At 67.5% G+C, this 17,591-nt stretch carries 17 protein-coding genes and 1 tRNA gene; 12 read left to right on the top strand and 6 right to left on the bottom strand.

Annotated elements, in window-relative coordinates:
• Window positions 1–162: 162 nt before the first annotated feature.
• Window positions 163–1,062, bottom strand: coding sequence for a biotin synthase (locus KF871_RS09535; RefSeq protein ID WP_291141235.1), 900 nt, complete (start codon window positions 1,060–1,062; stop codon window positions 163–165).
• Window positions 1,063–1,350: 288 nt separating this feature from the next.
• On the opposite strand from KF871_RS09535, the gene KF871_RS09540 reads away from it, so the two are divergent.
• The 3 genes from KF871_RS09540 (at window position 1,351) to KF871_RS09550 (ending at window position 2,825) form a co-directional block, all read left to right on the top strand.
• On the top strand, window positions 1,351–1,857 hold the full coding sequence (locus tag KF871_RS09540; RefSeq protein ID WP_291141238.1) for a ComF family protein: 507 nt from the start codon (window positions 1,351–1,353) through the stop codon (window positions 1,855–1,857).
• Window positions 1,858–1,881: 24 nt separating this feature from the next.
• Window positions 1,882–2,358 carry a tRNA (uridine(34)/cytosine(34)/5-carboxymethylaminomethyluridine(34)-2'-O)-methyltransferase TrmL gene (trmL, locus tag KF871_RS09545; RefSeq protein WP_291141241.1) on the top strand — a complete coding sequence of 159 codons (477 nt, stop codon included), beginning with the start codon at window positions 1,882–1,884 and terminating at the stop codon, window positions 2,356–2,358.
• Between the two features lie 146 nt (window positions 2,359–2,504).
• Window positions 2,505–2,825, top strand: a complete 321-nt coding sequence (locus KF871_RS09550; protein ID WP_291141244.1) for a hypothetical protein — start codon at window positions 2,505–2,507, stop codon at window positions 2,823–2,825.
• Between the two features lie 8 nt (window positions 2,826–2,833).
• Here the strand turns inward: KF871_RS09550 and KF871_RS09555 are convergent, their stop codons facing one another.
• The 3 genes from KF871_RS09555 to KF871_RS09565 all read right to left on the bottom strand — a co-directional run bounded on the left by KF871_RS09555 (window position 2,834) and on the right by KF871_RS09565 (window position 4,806).
• The gene (locus KF871_RS09555; protein ID WP_291141246.1) at window positions 2,834–3,289 is read right to left on the bottom strand and encodes a MaoC family dehydratase; all 456 of its coding nucleotides are present in this window, start codon (window positions 3,287–3,289) and stop codon (window positions 2,834–2,836) included.
• A gap of 53 nt (window positions 3,290–3,342) precedes the next feature.
• A complete protein-coding gene (locus KF871_RS09560; RefSeq protein ID WP_291141249.1) occupies window positions 3,343–3,960 on the bottom strand; it encodes a ParA family protein in 618 nt (205 codons plus the stop codon).
• A gap of 87 nt (window positions 3,961–4,047) precedes the next feature.
• A complete protein-coding gene (locus KF871_RS09565) occupies window positions 4,048–4,806 on the bottom strand; it encodes a sulfite exporter TauE/SafE family protein (protein WP_291141252.1) in 759 nt (252 codons plus the stop codon).
• Between the two features lie 285 nt (window positions 4,807–5,091).
• On the opposite strand from KF871_RS09565, the gene KF871_RS09570 reads away from it, so the two are divergent.
• A complete protein-coding gene (locus tag KF871_RS09570) occupies window positions 5,092–5,730 on the top strand; it encodes a trimeric intracellular cation channel family protein (RefSeq protein WP_291141255.1) in 639 nt (212 codons plus the stop codon).
• Between the two features lie 20 nt (window positions 5,731–5,750).
• Window positions 5,751–6,185, top strand: coding sequence for a DUF1841 family protein (locus KF871_RS09575; RefSeq protein ID WP_291141258.1), 435 nt, complete (start codon window positions 5,751–5,753; stop codon window positions 6,183–6,185).
• Between the two features lie 66 nt (window positions 6,186–6,251).
• Here KF871_RS09575 and KF871_RS09580 read toward each other — a convergent pair whose 3' ends face one another.
• Window positions 6,252–6,920: a c-type cytochrome gene (locus KF871_RS09580; RefSeq protein WP_291141261.1), complete on the bottom strand. Its 669-nt coding sequence runs from the start codon at window positions 6,918–6,920 to the stop codon at window positions 6,252–6,254.
• 132 nt (window positions 6,921–7,052) lie between these two features.
• Between KF871_RS09580 and KF871_RS09585 the strand changes: the two genes are divergently transcribed.
• From KF871_RS09585 to KF871_RS09615, 7 genes are all read left to right on the top strand, one after another.
• A complete protein-coding gene (locus KF871_RS09585) occupies window positions 7,053–7,895 on the top strand; it encodes a MoxR family ATPase (RefSeq protein WP_291141263.1) in 843 nt (280 codons plus the stop codon).
• On the top strand, window positions 7,892–8,485 hold the full coding sequence (locus KF871_RS09590; protein ID WP_291141265.1) for a GNAT family protein: 594 nt from the start codon (window positions 7,892–7,894) through the stop codon (window positions 8,483–8,485). Before KF871_RS09585 ends, KF871_RS09590 begins: the two co-directional genes overlap by 4 nt.
• 16 nt (window positions 8,486–8,501) lie before the next feature.
• The gene (locus KF871_RS09595; protein ID WP_291141267.1) at window positions 8,502–9,689 is read left to right on the top strand and encodes a hypothetical protein; all 1,188 of its coding nucleotides are present in this window, start codon (window positions 8,502–8,504) and stop codon (window positions 9,687–9,689) included.
• Between the two features lie 7 nt (window positions 9,690–9,696).
• A complete protein-coding gene (locus KF871_RS09600) occupies window positions 9,697–11,760 on the top strand; it encodes an autotransporter assembly complex family protein (protein ID WP_291141268.1) in 2,064 nt (687 codons plus the stop codon).
• The gene (locus tag KF871_RS09605; RefSeq protein WP_291141270.1) at window positions 11,760–15,833 is read left to right on the top strand and encodes a translocation/assembly module TamB domain-containing protein; all 4,074 of its coding nucleotides are present in this window, start codon (window positions 11,760–11,762) and stop codon (window positions 15,831–15,833) included. Before KF871_RS09600 ends, KF871_RS09605 begins: the two co-directional genes overlap by 1 nt.
• Before the next feature lie 48 nt (window positions 15,834–15,881).
• Window positions 15,882–15,956, top strand: a tRNA-Arg gene (locus KF871_RS09610).
• 269 nt (window positions 15,957–16,225) lie between these two features.
• Window positions 16,226–16,909 carry a hypothetical protein gene (locus tag KF871_RS09615; protein ID WP_291141272.1) on the top strand — a complete coding sequence of 228 codons (684 nt, stop codon included), beginning with the start codon at window positions 16,226–16,228 and terminating at the stop codon, window positions 16,907–16,909.
• Between the two features lie 94 nt (window positions 16,910–17,003).
• On the opposite strand, the gene KF871_RS09620 is transcribed toward KF871_RS09615, so the two are convergent.
• The gene (locus KF871_RS09620; protein WP_291141273.1) at window positions 17,004–17,501 is read right to left on the bottom strand and encodes a hypothetical protein; all 498 of its coding nucleotides are present in this window, start codon (window positions 17,499–17,501) and stop codon (window positions 17,004–17,006) included.
• Window positions 17,502–17,591 lie beyond the last annotated feature (90 nt).

Consider the following 17,591-nt stretch of genomic DNA (forward strand, 5'->3'; position numbering starts at 1 on the left):
AGGCGGCACACATCGTCCCGACGCGTGCCCGGTCCGGGCAATCCATTGCCCCTCAAATTCCAAACCGCGGGATTGTAGCCGCCACCGTAAGCACCTCAGGCGCTCTCACCAGTCACATTGCTCAGGAATGGGGCGGCCCCGGCACACCCAGTGGCAACCGAATCAGCCTCGACGCGCTCGCAACTGGGCGCGCACATCGTCCAGCGACAGACTGGTTTCGCTCGATCGGGGCCGGTCCGCCACCCGCACAGCATGGCCATAGACGATCTCGAACGTCAATTGCAGGCGCCCGCTGGCGTCGCGGGCGCCGTGCGCCTCAAGGGCATCGATCAACCGCGCACGCCAGCCGCGCCCGCGCAGGGCACCAAAACGTTGCGACGCCAGGTTTCGACCGATCTCGCGCAGCTCTGCAAGCAAAGCCTCCGCACTGCCATAGGTCAAGGTGAGCCGCTCCATGTCCATGACCGGTTCGGCAAAACCCGCCCGCACAAGCAGATCGCCCCAGTCGTGCATGTCCATGAATTCGTGCGCCGGCGCCGGCCAGCCCATGGCGCGGTAAACAGCGCGCAATTCGCCGAGCGAATCCGGCCCCAGACACGACATCAGCAGAAACCCCTCCGGGGCCAACCAGTCCCGCCATTGGCTGAGCAGCCGGTGCGGCGACGGGTGCCCATGCAAGGCCATGTTGGCCCACACCAGCTGCACCGGCGCCGCGATGTCCTCGGCACGGGCCTCTGGCCGCCGCCAAGTCAGCCAGCTGCGCGGTGCCGGCTCGCGGGTTGCCGCCTGGGCGCGCGCCATTTGTGTCGAGGCCACCCGCCAGCGGGCGTGGGGCAGGGCCGCGCGAAGCTTCGCGTGTGCCTGCAGCCCACCCAGGATGGGCTCCCAATGCACCCAGCTCTGTGGCGGTTGCCGGAACCATTGAAGGCGCTCCAGCATGCGCGAGGCCACCTCTTCATGCAGCCAGGGGCTGCGCTCGTGAGGAAGTCGTTGCCAGCGATCGCTCGCCGCGGGATCGATGCCTGGCAGGCGCTCGGGGGAAGGGGTGGATTCGACTGACAACAGACACCGCCGACGCGTGTCGGCCACCGGTATGCACACGGGGCGCTGAGTATATTGACCGCCATGCGATTGCGCTTCACCTGGCCCAGACTCCCCGGCACTTGCCAGGTTTGCGGGCATTGGCCCTCCCTACCGTTGTGCGAATCCTGCGTTGACCGCTTCGCACGGCCCAGAGCGCGCTGCGAGGTATGCGCCACCCCACTGGAAGCAGACCGGTGTCTGCACTGCCTGCGCCAGCCGACGTCTGCCAGCCAGGGGCCTCCTGCGCTGAGCAGGCGACACGCAGCAGTGGACTACGCTTTTCCCTGGTCAGGGCTGATCGGGCGGTTCAAATTTGGTGGCGAGCCGGGCTGGGCCCTGCCGTTTGCCGATCTGATGCTTCAGCGCCCCGAGGCGCGCACCCTCCTGGCGTCGTGCGATGCCCTGGTACCGATCGCGCTCACCCCGCAGCGGGTCGCCGAGCGAGGCCACCACGCACCGTGGGAGCTGGCCCGGGCACTGGGTCGGCGCGCAGGCCTGGCGTGTCGCCCCGACTGGCTCCAGCGCGTGAAGGAAGGCCCGGCCCAGCGCGAACTCTCGCGCGACCAACGCCTTCGCAACCTCGGCGACGCGTTTGCGGTGCCGAGACATGCCTTCAACGCCCTGCGAGGCGCCAGGCTTGCCCTGGTCGACGACGTCACCACCACCGGCGCAACGCTGCAAGCGGCGGCCAATGCCCTGCGGCAAGCAGGCGCACGCGAGGTCTCGGCCCTGGTGTTCGCGCGCACGCCGGCGCCGCACGAAACCCCCGGCTGATCCGGTGGCTATCATCCGCGCCCCATGTTCAATGTCGTGCTCGTCCACCCCGAGATCCCGCCCAATACGGGCAACGTGATCCGCCTGTGTGCCAACACCGGCAGTGCTCTGCACCTCATCGAGCCGCTGGGTTTTTCGATGGAGGACAAGCAGATGCGCCGCGCCGGTCTGGACTACCACGAGTACGCCGACGTGAAGCGCCACCCCGACTGGCAGTGCTTCCTGCGGGATGCGGCCCCCGAGCCGTCGCGCATGTTTGCGCTCACTACCCGAGGCACGCAGGGCGTCCACGATGTGGCTTTTGCCCCAGGTGACTGGCTGGTTTTCGGCGCCGAATCGAGCGGCCTGCCCGCAGGCGTACGCCAAGCCATCGACCCGGCCCGTCAGCTGCGCCTGCCCATGCTGCCCGGCCAGCGCAGCCTCAACCTGTCCAACGCGGTGGCGGTGGTGGTGTACGAAGCGTGGCGACAACAGCGGTTCGCCAAATCCGGGCCTGCGTGATCCACGTCACGCGCGGGGCGAGCGCGTCGTCAGCCCTTGGTGAGATGTGGGTCACCATTACGTGCCATGGACCGCCTGTTCATCTGCGCCTCGCCCGAGGCCGTCTCCTCTGGAACCGGTGACCCTGCCCGCAAGGGAGGTGACCGGTGATCGCCGCGCTCGTCCGTTGGCTGGGTGTGGCAAAGCAACCACGCCAGAAGCCGCGCACGGCGCGGCTGAAGGACGTGATGGCCATGCGCCAGCAGCTCACACGCACCATTGAGGACTGCATGAGCGTGCCCGCACACCGGCTGCGACTTCAAATCGAACGCGCCCGCACACCCCAGGACCTGTGGATGCTGCGCAACGATGCGTTTCAACTCATTGCGCAGCGCCACGACCAGCGCACCGCCGCACAGCGCATCAATGCGCTCGTACAGTGTTTTGAGGGCTGGCTCGACCCCAAGCAACTGGCCCGGGTTCGCTGAGCCCGCTCTCAGGGGTATCGCCTGACCAGCGACTCCGCAAGGCAGACAGGCTTCTCGCTGCCTTCGCGCTCGACCACCACCGACCAGGTCATCTGGCGCCCGCCATGGTCGATGGCCTCGATCTCCTTGAGTGTCATGCGGGCGCGCAATCGGCTGCCCACGGGCACCGGCGCCGTGAAGCGCACACGGTTGAGCCCGTAGTTCACGCCCATGGCCGACTGGCGGATCGCCATCGCCGACTCAAAAAACACCGGCAATAGCGACAGGGTGAGAAAACCATGGGCGATCGGCGCGCCGAAAGGCCCTGCCTTTGCCTTCTCGACATCCACATGGATCCACTGGTGATCACCGGTGGCTTCGGCAAATCGGTTCACCTGCTCCTGGGTGATGGTGACCCAGTCGCTGATGGCCAGCTCCTGTCCCACGCAGGTATCAAGTTCTTCCAGGGTGTCAAAAGTACGCATGCGCGGACTCTACGGGGGGCCCTCGCCAGGGCCTGTCGGCACTGCGACAGTACTCAACGGTCCAGCCACTGGCAGATGCCCTGCCACTGCACCAGGTCCTTCTCGACCCGCCCGGGCGCCACGTCAAAGAGCGTGAGTCCGCGCGCCGCCAGGTGGATGTAGTTCTGGGTGTCGCGCAGGTAGCCCAGCACCGGCAAACCCAGCCCGCCCACGAACTCGGCCAGCTTGTCGGCCGCAATGGTGCGCGGCGACACCCGCATGCCCACGATGCCCACCTCCAGCTTGCTGGCCTGGCGTGTCTCGGCCAGCTCGTCAAGAAAGGCGCGCGTGGCGTATATGTCAAAGATGCTCGGCTGCAGGGGAACAATCACCTTGTTGGCCAGCTTGAGCACGTCCTTGAAGCGCCAGCCGTGCAGACCGGCCGGCGTGTCCAGCACCACGTGGGTGGCCTCTTTGGGCGGGCGCGCGATCAGGTCGTGGGAGATGTCCCAGGTGTGGATGGGGCGTGCCGCTGCGGGGCGCAACTTGAGCCAGAGCGCGGACGACTGCTGGCGGTCCACGTCGCCCAGCATCACGGTGTGGCCCTGACTGGCAAAGTAACCCGCAACATTGGTCGACAGCGTGGACTTGCCCACGCCTCCCTTGGGATTGGCAACCACCACGATCGGCATAGTCACTCCTCGGCTGGCGGCCCTGGGGCCGGAACTGGCACAACGGATGCGCGCAATGGTAGCCGCAGCGCCGGGCGCGCGCGGCGATCAGTGCAGGCCGTCCCACACCAGCTTGCACCCTGTCAGGAACATGCCGATGTGGATCAGGCGGTAGAACAGCGCCGGACGGATGCGGTGGGCAACGCGAACACCGATCCAGACCCCCACCGGCGCCAGCGGCAGCAACACCAGCGACGTGGCCATGTTGCGCAGGTCGAGCAGGCCCAGCCAGGCGTAGGGAATCCACTTGGCCAGGTTCACGAAGAAAAAGAAGAACGCCATGGTGCCGGTGAACAACAGAGGTGTCAGTCGCATCGGTATGACGTACGCGTTGATGGGCGGGCCGCCCGCATGCGCGATGAAGCTGGTGAAGCCCGACGTCGCCGTCAGCAACGCCCCCACCCACCTCGGCGGCGCCACGCTGTCGGCGCGCGGCGGGAACAGCAACCGCTGGGCAAGAAACACCAGGGTGAACAGCCCCACAATGCCCGCCACCAGGTGCGCGTCCAGCCACTTGAACAACAGCGTGCCAATGAGCACGCCAATCAGGCCAAAGGGCAACAGGAACATCAGCAGCCGACGGTCCACGTTGTTGCGAAACGCGGCCATGCCCAACAAGTCCATCACCAGCAACACCGGCATCAGAATGGCCGCCGCCTGCGGCACGGTCACGGCCAGGGCCATCATCGGCACCGCCAGCGAGCCGAAGCCGGCGCCGAAGCCGCTCTTGCTGATGCCCAGCAGGATCACCGCCGGAACGGCGACGAGGTAGAAGTAGGGGTCGGTGATCAGCGGCAGTGAGGACACGGAAGACAATCAAGGACCTGCTCACACTGTTCTTCCCAGTGCGAACGAATTGAAAACAGCGCCAATCGAGGCGCGCGACGACGGCCAGGCTGGGTGCCTGGCCCAGGAGTGCAACGACGGGTGGCGCTGTTTTCAATCCGTTCTCTCCGGGTTGCGGTCAAAAAGGCCAGGCGCGCTTTTGCGAAGCCTCGCCGGGCCACCCGGCCCGTCTGCGTTTCGCGCCTTGCGCCTGGCCTTTTTTGATCCGCAACGCACCTCGGAAAACAGTGTGAGCAGGTCCTGACGATGCAAAACGTGACATTGTGGGGGGAAACCCTCAGGCTGCTGGTCGAGCTGTCGGCCACCGCGGCCTTTGCCCTCTCCGGCATCCTGGAGGGCGCGCGCAAGCGCCTCGACGCCGTGGGCGTGGTCGTGGTCGGCTTCCTGGCCGCCTTCGGTGGTGGCACGCTGCGCGACCTGCTGCTGGATCAGCGCCCCTTCTTCTGGGTGCAACATGTGGGCTTGCTGTGGGGCGTGCTCGCCCTGTGCGTGCTGGCCATGCTGTTCCTGCGCACGCGCCATTTCGAGGTGACTGAACGCGCCATCCAGTGGCCCGACGCACTGGGCCTGGGCCTGTTCACGGCCTCCGGCGTGCACCAGGCCCTGCTGCTTGACCTGCCGGGCCTGGTGGCGGTGCTGATGGGTCTGGTCACCGGCGTGGCCGGTGGCGTGATGCGCGACGTGGTGTGCAACGACATCCCGAGCGCCTTCCGGGGTCACCGCCCCTACACCGTGTGTGCTTTCGCCGGTGGCTGGGCCTATGTGGGCCTGTGGTCGGCGCAGGCGCCGGGTTGGCTGGCGCTGGTGGCCTGCGTGTCGATCACCGCCGGCCTGCGCGGATTGGCGCTCTGGCGCGATTGGCAGTTGCCACAGTGGCGGCTTTGAGTCCGCGGGACAATCCATCCATGTTCAATCCTTCTCAGGCCGACGTGCGCCGCTTCTTCTGCGGCGCCCACGCCAAACAGCATGCCGGCCAACCCATGGATGCGCTGGAGCAACTCGCGGCGCAATGGATCGGCGAGCACCCCGAATACCACGCCGAGCTGAGCGACGCCGACGCCGCCGTGGCCCGTCTCAGCCAACCGGACGCCGAGCGCGAGAACCCGTTCCTGCACCTGTCCATGCACCTGTCGATCAGCGAGCAGTGCAGCATCGACCAGCCCCCGGGCATCCGCCAGGCCGTCGAGTTGCTGACGGCGCGACGCGGAGACCTGCACCAGGCGCACCACGAGGTCATGGAATGCCTGGGCACGATGCTGTGGGAAAGCCAGCGTGCCGGGCGAGCGCCCGACGGCCAAGCCTATATCGACGCCGTGCGTCGGCGCGCAACCAGGGACTGAGCGGGCAACACGCGCGCAAAACAAAAGCCGCTCAACGAGCGGCTTTTGGGCAGAGCGATACGGCGATCAGCGGAAGCGCGACTGCGGAACGGTCTGCAGTTCGCCAGGCACCGTGGCCAGGTACTTGGCCAGCGCGCGCATCTCGTCGTGGCTGAACTGTTTGGCGATGCCGCCCATGATGCCGTTGCTGCGGCCAATCACCTTGTTGCCCTCGACCGTGTAGGCCTTGAGCGCCACGTACAGGTAGTCGGCGTGCTGGCCCGCCACCTTCGGGTAGCTCGGGTCGATGGGCTTGCTCAGATTGGCGCCGTGGCAGGACACGCAGGCGCCCTTTTGCAGCAGGGCCGACACGTCCGCGCTGGCCGCGGGCAGCGCCTCGGGCGCGGCGGGGCCGCTCTGGCTGGCGTAGAAGGCCGCGAGGTCGGCCATGTCCTGCTCGGACAGCGAGCCCGCGATGCCACGCATCGACGGGTGCTTGCGGTCGCCTTTGTTGTAGGCCTTGAGCGCCGAGACGATGTAGCCGGCCGACTGACCGGAAATCATCGGCACCTTGTGGATCTCGGGGAAGCTGTTCTGGTAGCCCTTGATGCCGTGGCATCCGATGCACATTTCGGCCTTCTTGTGGCCAGCCTCCACATCACCGGTGACGCCTTGCGCCTGGGCCGACATGGCAGCAACGAACAACGTCGCAGCGGCGACAAGGGTACGGACGATCGGGTTCAGCATGGGGGTCATTTTGCAAGCACAATGAAGAACGGCCGGGAAAAATCAACCGCGGATTATATGAGCGGTCCCGGCAAGTCTGGCCCCGCCCGAATTCCTGGCGTGGCGCCCTCCCCCGCCGACACCCGATCGAGGCCGCAACTCATGAAATTCCAGGGCTCCCAGAATTACGTCGCCACGCAGGACCTGATGCTGGCGGTCAATGCCGCCATCACGCTCAAACGACCGCTGCTGGTCAAAGGCGAACCCGGCACCGGCAAGACGATGCTGGCCGAAGAGGTGGCGCAAGCACTGAACATGCCCTTGCTGCAGTGGCACATCAAGAGCACCACCAAGGCGCAGCAGGGCCTGTACGAGTACGACGCGGTGAGCCGCCTGCGCGACTCCCAGTTGGGCGACGAACGCGTCAAGGACATCCACAACTACATCGTCAAGGGCGTGCTGTGGCAGGCCTTCACCGCTGACCAGCCGGTGGCCCTGCTGATCGACGAGATCGACAAGGCCGACATCGAGTTTCCCAACGACCTGTTGCGCGAACTCGATCGCATGGAGTTCTACTGCTACGAGACGCACGAGCTCATCAAGGCCAAGCACCGCCCCCTGGTGTTCATTACCTCCAACAACGAGAAAGAGCTGCCCGACGCTTTCCTGCGCCGTTGCTTCTTTCACTACATCAAATTCCCCGATGCAGAGACGATGCACAAGATCGTCGACGTGCACTTCCCGAACCTCAAGCAGGACCTGCTCAAGGTCGCGATGAAGACCTTCTACGACGTGCGCAACCTGCCGGGCCTGAAAAAGAAGCCCAGCACCTCCGAACTGCTCGACTGGCTCAAGCTGCTGATGGCCGAGGACATTCCGCTTGAAGCGCTGCAGAGCGCCGACGACAAGGTGTCCATCCCGCCCTTGGTGGGCGCTCTGCTCAAGAACGAGCAGGACACCACGCTGTTCGAAAAACTGGTGTTCATGAACCAGAGGAACCGTTGATGTTCGTGAGCCCGGTCATCCTCAGCGAGCGCGGGGTGCGACTGGAGCCGCTGGCGCTGCGCCACGAGGACGGCCTGCGCGCCGCGGCCAACGACGGCGAGCTCTGGAAACTGCGCATCACGTCGGTGCCCGAGCCCGAACAGACACGCCAGTACATCGAGGACGCGCTGGCCATGCGCGAGCAGGGCCACCGATTCGCCTTCGCAGTGGTGGAGGACGCGACCGACACCGTGCTCGGCAGCACCAGCTACCACGACATCCTGCCCGCCGTGAAACGTGTGGAGATCGGCTACACCTGGTACGCGAAACGGGCACAGCGCAGCCACGTCAACACCACCTGCAAGATGCTGATGATGGGCCACGCCTTCGACACCCTGGGCTGCCATGTGGTGGGCTGGCGCACCGACAACTTCAACTTTGCGTCGCAGCAGGCCATCGAGCGACTGGGCGCGAAGAAGGACGGTGTCATCCGCGGCCACGCGATGCGCCGCGACGGCACCATCCGCGACACGGTGATGTACAGCATGCGATCGGGCGAGTGGCCCGAAGCGCGCGCGCAACTGCAGTACTTGCGCAGTCGCCACGATTGAACCAGGAGAGATCGCCATGCTGATCGACTTCTTCTACACCCTGCGCGCGGCCAAACTGCCGGTGTCGGTGAAGGAGTACCTCACCCTGCTGGAGGCACTCAAGGCCGACGTGGTCGGGCCGACCAACCCCGACGCCTGCAGCATGGACGACTTCTACTTCCTGTCGCGCACCGCGCTGGTCAAGGACGAGAAGCATTTCGACAAATTCGATCGCGCCTTCGCCGCCTATTTCAAGGGCGTCGAAATGATCGCCGACTTCACCAAGCCCATTCCCGCCGACTGGCTGCGCCAGGAGATGGAACGCATCCTGTCCGAAGAGCAAAAGGCCAACGCCCCCAAGCTCGACTGGGACGAGCTGATGGACACGCTGCGCAAGCGCCTTGAGGAGCAGAAGGAGCGCCACGAAGGCGGCAGCAAGTGGATCGGCACCGGCGGCACCTCGCCCTTCGGCAACGGCGGACAGAACCCGCAGGGTGTGCGCATTGGCGGCAAAGGCGGCGGCAAGAGCGCGGTGAAGGTGTGGGAGCAGCGCAGCTACCGCGATTACGACGACACGCAGGAGCTGGGCACGCGCAACATCAAGGTGGCGCTGCGCCGCCTGCGCAAGTTCGCGCGCGAGGGCAACGACCTCGAGCTGGACCTGCCCGACACCATCCGCTCCACCGCGGCCAACGCCGGCTACCTGGACATCAAGATGATCCCGGAGCGGCACAACAACGTGAAGGTGCTGCTGCTCATGGACGTGGGCGGCACCATGGACGAACACATCCAGCGCGTCGAAGAACTGTTCTCGGCCGTCAAGACGGAGTTCAAGCACCTGGAGTTCTATTACTTCCACAACTGCGTCTACGACTTCATGTGGAAGAACAACCGCCGCCGCTACGCCGAGAAGTTTCCGACCTGGGACATCATTCGCAAGTACAACAAGGACTACAAACTCATCTTCGTCGGCGACGCGACGATGAGCCCCTACGAGATCCTGCAACCCGGCGGCAGCGTGGAATACAACAACGAGGAAGCCGGCGCCGAATGGCTGCAGCGCCTGACGCACACCTTTCCCAAATTCGCCTGGATCAACCCGGAACCTCAGGGCGTCTGGCAGTATCGACAGAGCATCAGCATCATCCAGCAGCTCATGAGCCATCGCATGTTCCCGCTCACGCTCAAGGGCCTGGAAGACGCGATGCGCATGCTCTCGAAATAATCGCGCCATGTTGAGTTGTTCGCCGGCCCGCGCATGCCGGGCCGGGTGGCACCGGCTCGTGCGTGCGCTCTACGTCCTCACCCTGCTGTGCCCGCTGTGGCTGGCGCCGGTGGCGCAGGCGTGGGCGCAGGATCCAGTCCCTGCGGTCACCCCTTCGGCCGACAACGCGAGCAACCCCGGCAATGCCGATGACGCCGCCGACAACGCCACGCCAGACCCGGCCACCACGCGGCGCAGCACCCGCACGGCGCGCCCGCCGGTCAGCCCGCGCTTCGAACTCGACATCACCGCCCCCGATGCGCTGCGCGAACTGCTGACGCGCCACCTGGACGTGCAGCGGTTTCGCCTGCAGCGCAGCCTCGATGCGGCCGAACTGGATCGGCTGCTTCTGGAGCTGCCCGCCAACGCACGCGAGCTGCTCGCAACCCAGGGCTATTTCGCGCCCACCGTCACCCTGGCGCCGCTGCAGCCGCCCAGCGCCGACGCCCAGGCCGCGGCGGGCGAGGGCCCGGCACCCCTGGGGCGGATCGGGTTGACCATCGTCCCCGGGCCTGCCACCCGGGTCGCATCGGTGCAGGTCACCTTCCTCGGCGACGTGGCCAACGACGTTGACGCCACCGCCCAGCGCGAGGAGATTCGCGCCGACGCGGCGGTGCTCGAAGGCCGACCGTTCACCCAGGACAGCTGGGACCAGGCCAAGACCGCCACGCTGCGTCGGCTCACCGCGCTGCGCTACCCCAACGGGCGCATCACCACCAGCCTGGCCGACGTCGACGCGCAAAGTGCCAGCGCGCGGCTGTACATCGAGCTCGACTCCGGCCCGCGGCGCCGCTTTGGCGCCATCGAGGTCGATGGCGCACAACGCTACGACGCCCAGGCCAGCGAACGCATCGTTCGCCTGGCGGGCCTGACTCCGGGCAACGACTACGACCTGGCCGCACTGCAGCGCGCACAGCAGCGGCTCATCGACAGCGGCCTGTACGACGCGGCCTTTGTCTACGTCGAGCCCGACGCCAGCAACGCGCCGCTGGCGGTGAAGGTGCAACTGCGCGAGGCCACGCGCCAGAAGCTGGTGCTGGGCATTGGTGGCAGCACCGACAACGGTGCTCGCCTGTCGATCGAGCACACGCACAACCGCATGCCGGTGCTGGGCTGGCGCGCGCTGTCCACATTGCGCCTGGAACGCAAGGACAGCCTGCTGAGCACCGCCTGGGATTCGCCCCTCAACGACGACGGCTGGCGCTGGATCTCCCTGCTGCAGGCCGCCCGCCAGGAAGACGATCTGGTCACCACCACCAGCCAGCGCGCGCGCTTCGGTCAGGCGCAGGACGGGGAAGAGTTCGATCGCAGCGTGTACCTGCAGTACGACCGCGCACAAACCGTCAGCGAGCTGTCCAACATCACCGACGACGGCGCCAACGGGCGCATCGAATCGTCGATCACCGCCAACGTGGCCTGGTCGCGCCAGCGCTTCGACGACATCATCTCGCCGCAACAAGGCTACGGGCTGGGCCTCGAGCTCGGCGCCGGCACCACCCTGGGCATCGACCGCAAGCCCTTTGCACGCGTGCTCGGGCGCTGGCTGGGCGTGCTGCCGCTGGGCGACGCCCGACCCAGCGTGACCCCCGGCGCACCCTCGCCCGGCCCGCGCCTGGGGCGCCTGGCGTTGCGACTGGAAAGCGGTGCCGTGATCGCTCGCGAAGACACGCCCGTGCCCGACACCCAGCTCTTTCTGACCGGGGGCGACAACAGCGTGCGCGGCTACGGCCTGCGCGCCATCGGCGTGCCCCAGGCCGACGGCACCGTGCGCGCCGGCCGCTTCAAGACCGTCGCCAGCCTGGAGTGGCAGCGCCCCATCGGCGGTGACGGCCTCACCCGCTCGGCGCTGGAGCACGTGCTCTTCATCGACGGCGGCGCGGTGGCCAATCGCGTGCGTGACCTCGACATGCAATGGGGTGTGGGCACCGGCCTGCGCTACAACAGCCCGGTGGGGCCGCTGCAGATCGACCTGGCCTATGGCCTTGAGCCGCGCCAATGGCGGCTGCATTTCGCCGTGGGCTTTGTCTTCTGATGGCGCAAGACCGCACCCCGACCGACGCCGACGCCGCAACGCCGCAGCACCCGGCCGTGCCGGCGGCCATGCCTCGCCCCGGCGCCCTGGGCTGGCTCGGGCGTGCGCTGCTGTGGTTGCCGGGCACGCTGCTGGGCATGGCCCTGGCGGGCCTGCTGGTTGGCGGCCTGTGGGCGGCCAGCGATGGCTCGCTGGGCCAGGGCCTGCGCTGGGCGCACAGCTGGCAGGCGGAGCACGCACCCGAGGCGGGCCGCATCGAACTCGGTGAGGTGGACGGCAGCCTGCTGCGCGGCGGCCACATCGACCGGCTGGCCTGGGCGCAAAACGGCCTGGACGTGCAGGCCGAGAACGTCGAGCTGCGCCTGGGCACACGCTTCTGGCTGGGCCTGCTCGGCGGGCGCATCGACGTCGCATCGCTGCAGCTCGGCGCCCTGCGCATCAACGACCAGCGAGCGCCCGACACCGCGTCCGACACTGCCCCGCCCGCCTCGCTCGAATTGCCGCTGCCGATCGAAGTCACCCTCGGCGTCGGGTCATTGCAGGTCGCTGGCGCGGCGAGCCTGCAGGCAAGCGATCTGCAGGCGCACTACCGTTACGGCCGCGCCGAGGCCGATCTCGGCACGGCCGACGCACACACCCTCACGCTGCACTCGCTGCAATGGGCCGACGGGCGCTATCAGGCCCAGTTGGCGCTGGGCGCGCAGGCGCCCATGCCGCTGCGGCTGCAGTTGCGCGGCGAACTGCAGGCCCAGGTGCCCGACGGCGAAGCCCTCACGCTGCGCGCGCGCGCCACCGCACAAGGCCAGCTCGCCGGCGCCGACGCGGTGCTGGACCTGGGCGCGCAGATCGAGCCCGTGGCCAGCAACGACGCCACACCCACCCTGGCCGCCACCGCGCGCGTGCGACCCTGGGCCAATCAACCGTTGTCCACCGTCGATGCCCGCCTGCACCGACTGGACCTGGCCATGCTGTGGCCCCAGGCACCGCGCAGCGCGTTCACCGGCACCATCAGCGCGCAGCCCGACGGCGCCGACTGGCTGGCCAAGGTGCAGCTGCAGAACGAGCGCCCCGGGCCCATCGACCAGCAAAGCCTGCCGCTGAAGAACCTCGCGCTGGACCTGCGGCAATCGGGCGACACCTGGACCCTGTCGGCCCTCGACGCCGAGGTCGCGGGCGGGCGCCTGCGCGGCCAGGGCCAGGCCCGCTGGCCCGTCGACAACGCGCCCGCCGGGGCCGCCGCCAGCACACGCACCTGGCAGGGCGAGCTTCGCTTCAGCGGACTGGACCCACAGCAACTGTGGCAAAGCCTGGCCCCCGCCGCGCTGGATGGCAGCCTGAGCGCGCGCAGCGCGGCTACGCCAGGCCAGCCCGGTGACATCGCCTTCGACGCGCGCATCGCACCCGCGGGCCGCCAACCCCAGCGCAGTGCGGCCGATGCCTGGCGCCTGCGCGAGGTCGCCCTGCAAGGACGTTGGTCACCCGGCACCGGGTCCGCCACGCAAGGGGTGCTGACGCTGCAGCGGGCACACGTCGATGCCTTCGACAGCCAGCTCGACGCACAAGGCGTGTTCGACACCCAACGCACCGTCGCCCAGGGAGAACTGGCGCTGAGCGTGCCCGGCCTCACGGCACGCTGGCAGGGGCGCGCGGCGGCCACCGACGGCCAGGGCGACGCCCGCCTTGATGTCGCCGACGGCGAACGCACGCTGGCCTGGCTGCGCGCGCTGCAAAACGCCCCCCTGATCGGCGAGGCCGTGCGCAGCCAGCTGGCGCCCTGGGCCGCGCTGCAGCTCAAGGCGCGCGGCGACGCGCGCCTGACGTGGCAAGGTGGCCTGGTCGCCCTGGGCTGGCCCGGCCAGACCGCGCCCGCCCCCAGGCTGACGCTGGCCGCCCGCGTGCAACAACTGCAGCTGCAGAGCGACGACGCGCAGGCACCACTGGACCTGCGCCTGAGCAACACCGCACTGGACCTGAAAGGCAGCCCCGATGCGCTGACCTGGGGGCTGAGCGGGCAACTGGCTCAAGCGGGCCGCCAGTTCGATCTCGACAGCGCAGGCGGCCTGGGCATCGGCGGGCCACCCTTGCAGGCCCGCAGTGGCCAGCTTCTGGTCGAACGGCTGCGGCTTGATGTGTCGACGGGCGAAGACACCATCCGTTGGCGCCTGAGCAATGGCGCGCCCTGGCGTGCCAGCTGGCAGCGCCGCGCCAACGGCGTCGACGTCGCCGCCGACGCTGGCAGCCTGCGTTTGCAACCCCAGCGCGGCAACACCGACGCCCAGAGCGCAGCCCTCACCTGGGACGCCCTCAGCTGGCAAGCCGGCGCGCTGCTCACCCGTGGCCGGCTCACCGGCCTGCCACTGGCCTGGGTCGACCAACTGGCGCGCAACGAAGGCGGCGACAGCCCCGGCCCACTGGCGCGCGCCGGGCTCGGCGGCGACATGGTCTTCGATGGCGAATGGGACTTCGCCCTGCCCGCGCAAAGCAGCCAGCCGCCGCGCCTGAACCTCACCATCGCGCAACGCTCGGGCGACCTGGCGGTGCAGACCGATGGTGCTTTCGACGACAACGCCAACCGCAGCCAGCGCGTGCAGGCCGGCGTCAAGACCGCGCGGCTGGTGGTGCGCACCGAGGGTTCGCGCGTGCAGGCCGACCTACAGTGGGACAGCGAACGCTTTGGCAACGCCACCTTGCAGGCCAGCACCGCGCTGTCGCCCCCGAACGCCACCCACGCCGCCTGGCACTGGGCCGAGCAGGCCCCCATCAGCGCCCGCGCGCAAGCCAGCCTGCCCCAGGTGGGTGTGTGGAGCGTGCTGGCGCCGCCGGGCTGGCGCATACGCGGCGCCCTGCGCCTGGAAGCCGCCGTCAGCGGCACACGCGACAACCCGCAGGTCAGCGGCACCCTGCAGGCCGACGACCTGGCCCTGCGCTCGCTGGTCAACGGCATTTCGTTTCGCGGTGGCGAGCTGCGCGCCACGCTGGCCGGCGAGCGCGTGGTGATCGAACGCTTCCGACTCGAGGGCCGCGGCGGCGCCGAGCGCGGCGGCGTGCTCACCGCCACCGGCAGCGCCGAATGGCGGCGCGTGCAGCGCGATGGCCAGACCCGGCGCGAGCCCCTGATCGAGCTGCAGGCCAAGGCCGAGAAGCTGCGCGCCTCCAGCCGCGCCGACCGGCGCCTCACCGTCAGCGGCGAAGTGCGTGCCCGGCTCGAAGGCGCTGCCTTGCAGCTGCGCGGCCAGTTGCGCGCCGACGAGGCCTTGATCGTGTTGCCCGACGAGCTGGCCCCCAGCCTGGGCGACGACGTCGTGGTGCGCGGCACCGAGTTTCCCATCGAGCGCGGTGGCGGCGTGCGCGTGGTGCCCGACGTACAGCTCACGCTGGACCTGGGTAACAACTTTGAGCTGCGTGGCCAGGGCCTGCAGACCCGCCTGGCGGGCCAGCTGGAAGTGAAAAGCCTGCCCGACGCGCCCGCTCCGCGTGTGGTGGGCGAGGTGCGCACCGTCAGCGGCAGCTACCGCGCTTACGGTCAGCAGCTCGGCATCGAGACCGGCGTGTTGCGCTTCAGCGGCGCCTACGACAACCCGGCGCTGGACATCACGGCGGTGCGCCCCAACAGCAGCCAGCGCGTGGGCGTGCAGGTCAGCGGCACCGCGCAAGCGCCGCGCGTGCGCCTGTTCTCCGACCCCGACATGCCCGACAGCGAGAAGCTGGCCTGGCTGGTGCTGGGCCGCCCCGCCAGCGGCACCGGCGCCGAAGCCGCGGTGCTGCAGCAGGCCGCCATCGCGCTGATCGCCGGCAATGGCGGTGGCCCGCTCGACGGCGGCCTGGCCAGTGCGCTCGGGCTGGACACCCTGAGTCTGGCCAGCGACGGCACCAACGCCGACGGCAGCTCCAACACGGCGCTCACGCTGGGCAAACGCCTGGCCGACGACCTCTACATCAGCTACGAACGCAGCCTGGCCGGCACGCTCAACACCGTCTCGATGTTCTACGACGTCACGCGCAACCTCACCGTGCGCGGACGCGCCGGCAGCGAGAACGCGCTCGACCTGATCTTCACCTTCCGCTACGACTGAGCGCGGGTGTATCGCCACAGACCGGTCGATACAATCGCCGCTCCCTGCGCCGCCGTAGTTCAATGGATAGAACGAGCGCCTCCTAAGCGCTAGATACAGGTTCGATTCCTGTCGGTGGTACCAACATGGCGACGATCCAGATTGGCCGCATGCAATTCGGGTACAGAACCGAGGCATTTGCAGCATCCCCCAGCGGTTCTTTTGTTCGCCGCAGCACGCCACTATCAAATTCAGCCACTTCAGCCATGCTGAGGACAACTGCGCAAGGTGCGGTGTCTCAATGGTGGACAAATATGCGACATGCCTGAGTCAGGTTGCGCCTAATGAATGCAGCGGGGGTGCGATCAGCTGCCGAGCCAGAATGCGGAGGAAGTTCAACACGGTCAAGGGCAATGAAGTACGACACAACCAAGACGATAAGCGCCCTGTCTGGGGTTGCATTCGTCTGCATGTTTGTCACAAGCGGGGAACCTGCGATTCCACTGTTGCGCGGCACAGTCGTCGAACCGGTTCTGAACGCACTCAGCTACCCCAACGCCATTGCGTTCAACTTGTCGGCGGGCTTCCTGATGGGGGCCATCATTTGGGCACTGAACGTCGCCATTCCCGACCACCGACAAAGAGCAGTGCTGAGAAATGGACTTGCTGAGCGATATAGGGCGTTCAGGCTAAAGGTGCTCTCCACTCTGCTCCACTCGTACTCTGGTGACCTTCCTGAGCAGATATGTGAGCCCGCAGCGTGCTACGAATACTTCAAATCCGATGGTGGTGCGCGCCAAACCGAGGCAATGCTTCGCCTGAATGACCGACCAGACATGGTTGAGCGCATTGCGGGCGAAATCCGGCTTCTGGTGCGAGAGATCGAGTACGTTCTGCAAAAGATTGACGTGGCCGACGAGCCACACGCATTCCTGAAGGAAGTCACCTCGCATGCGGACTTGGTTCTCCGCTCAGGGGAATACGGACCGTCCGAACTCAAGAACCTGCGCGGATTGGCTTTCTTTGTTCTCTTCGGGTACTCCCACGATTCGACTCCGCGCCAGGACAAAATCGCCGCAGCTATTGAGCGAATCTGAGAATCGTTCAGTCAGCCGCCGCTGCCGGCTCCCACACTCACAGGAGGGGTCGCTTGGGTAGATCGACCAGCGCAGCATGCAGTCCTAGCGGCCTTCAGCGGGTCAGCAAGCGGGCCTGCTCGGCCCCCACGAGCGGTTCGATTTCCTGGCGGATGGCGCCCATCAACTCGGGCCAATGGTCGGCCGGCGAATGTGCTGACTCGCAGCGCGCCACGATGGCGTCGCCGTCAATGCCCAAGGTCTTCGTCATCAGGTCGCGCAGCACGTCGAGCTGTCGCCTGCGCTCACCTTGAACGGCCATCGGCCTGGCCATGTCCAGCCACACGGCCACGTCGGGCAGGGGTTGCGAGGCCGCCATGAGACCGTTGGCCACGGCGAACCAGCGCTCCTTGCGCAGGGCAACGGCTTCCAGCAACAAGGCCAGCGCCGCATTGCCACCCATGTCGCCTGCCTGCGCGGCCACCCACTGACCCTTGAGAAAGGACAGCGTCACATTGACCACCCGGCCATCGGGCAGTTCCACGACCAGGGTCAGCAGACCCGACAAGTCCTGCTCGTGCACATGCTGGATGGCGCTCTGGATCGTGTTCATGGGGTGTCCTTGGTTCAGGGCACGTCTTGCCGTGCCCTGGTAATCGGCGTGTCTCGCCAATATGGTCAGCTGCCGCCTGCGCGGTACGGG

Source organism: Hydrogenophaga sp. (genome assembly GCF_019635465.1).
In the GTDB taxonomy this organism is placed as follows: Bacteria; Pseudomonadota; Gammaproteobacteria; order Burkholderiales; family Burkholderiaceae_C; genus Hydrogenophaga.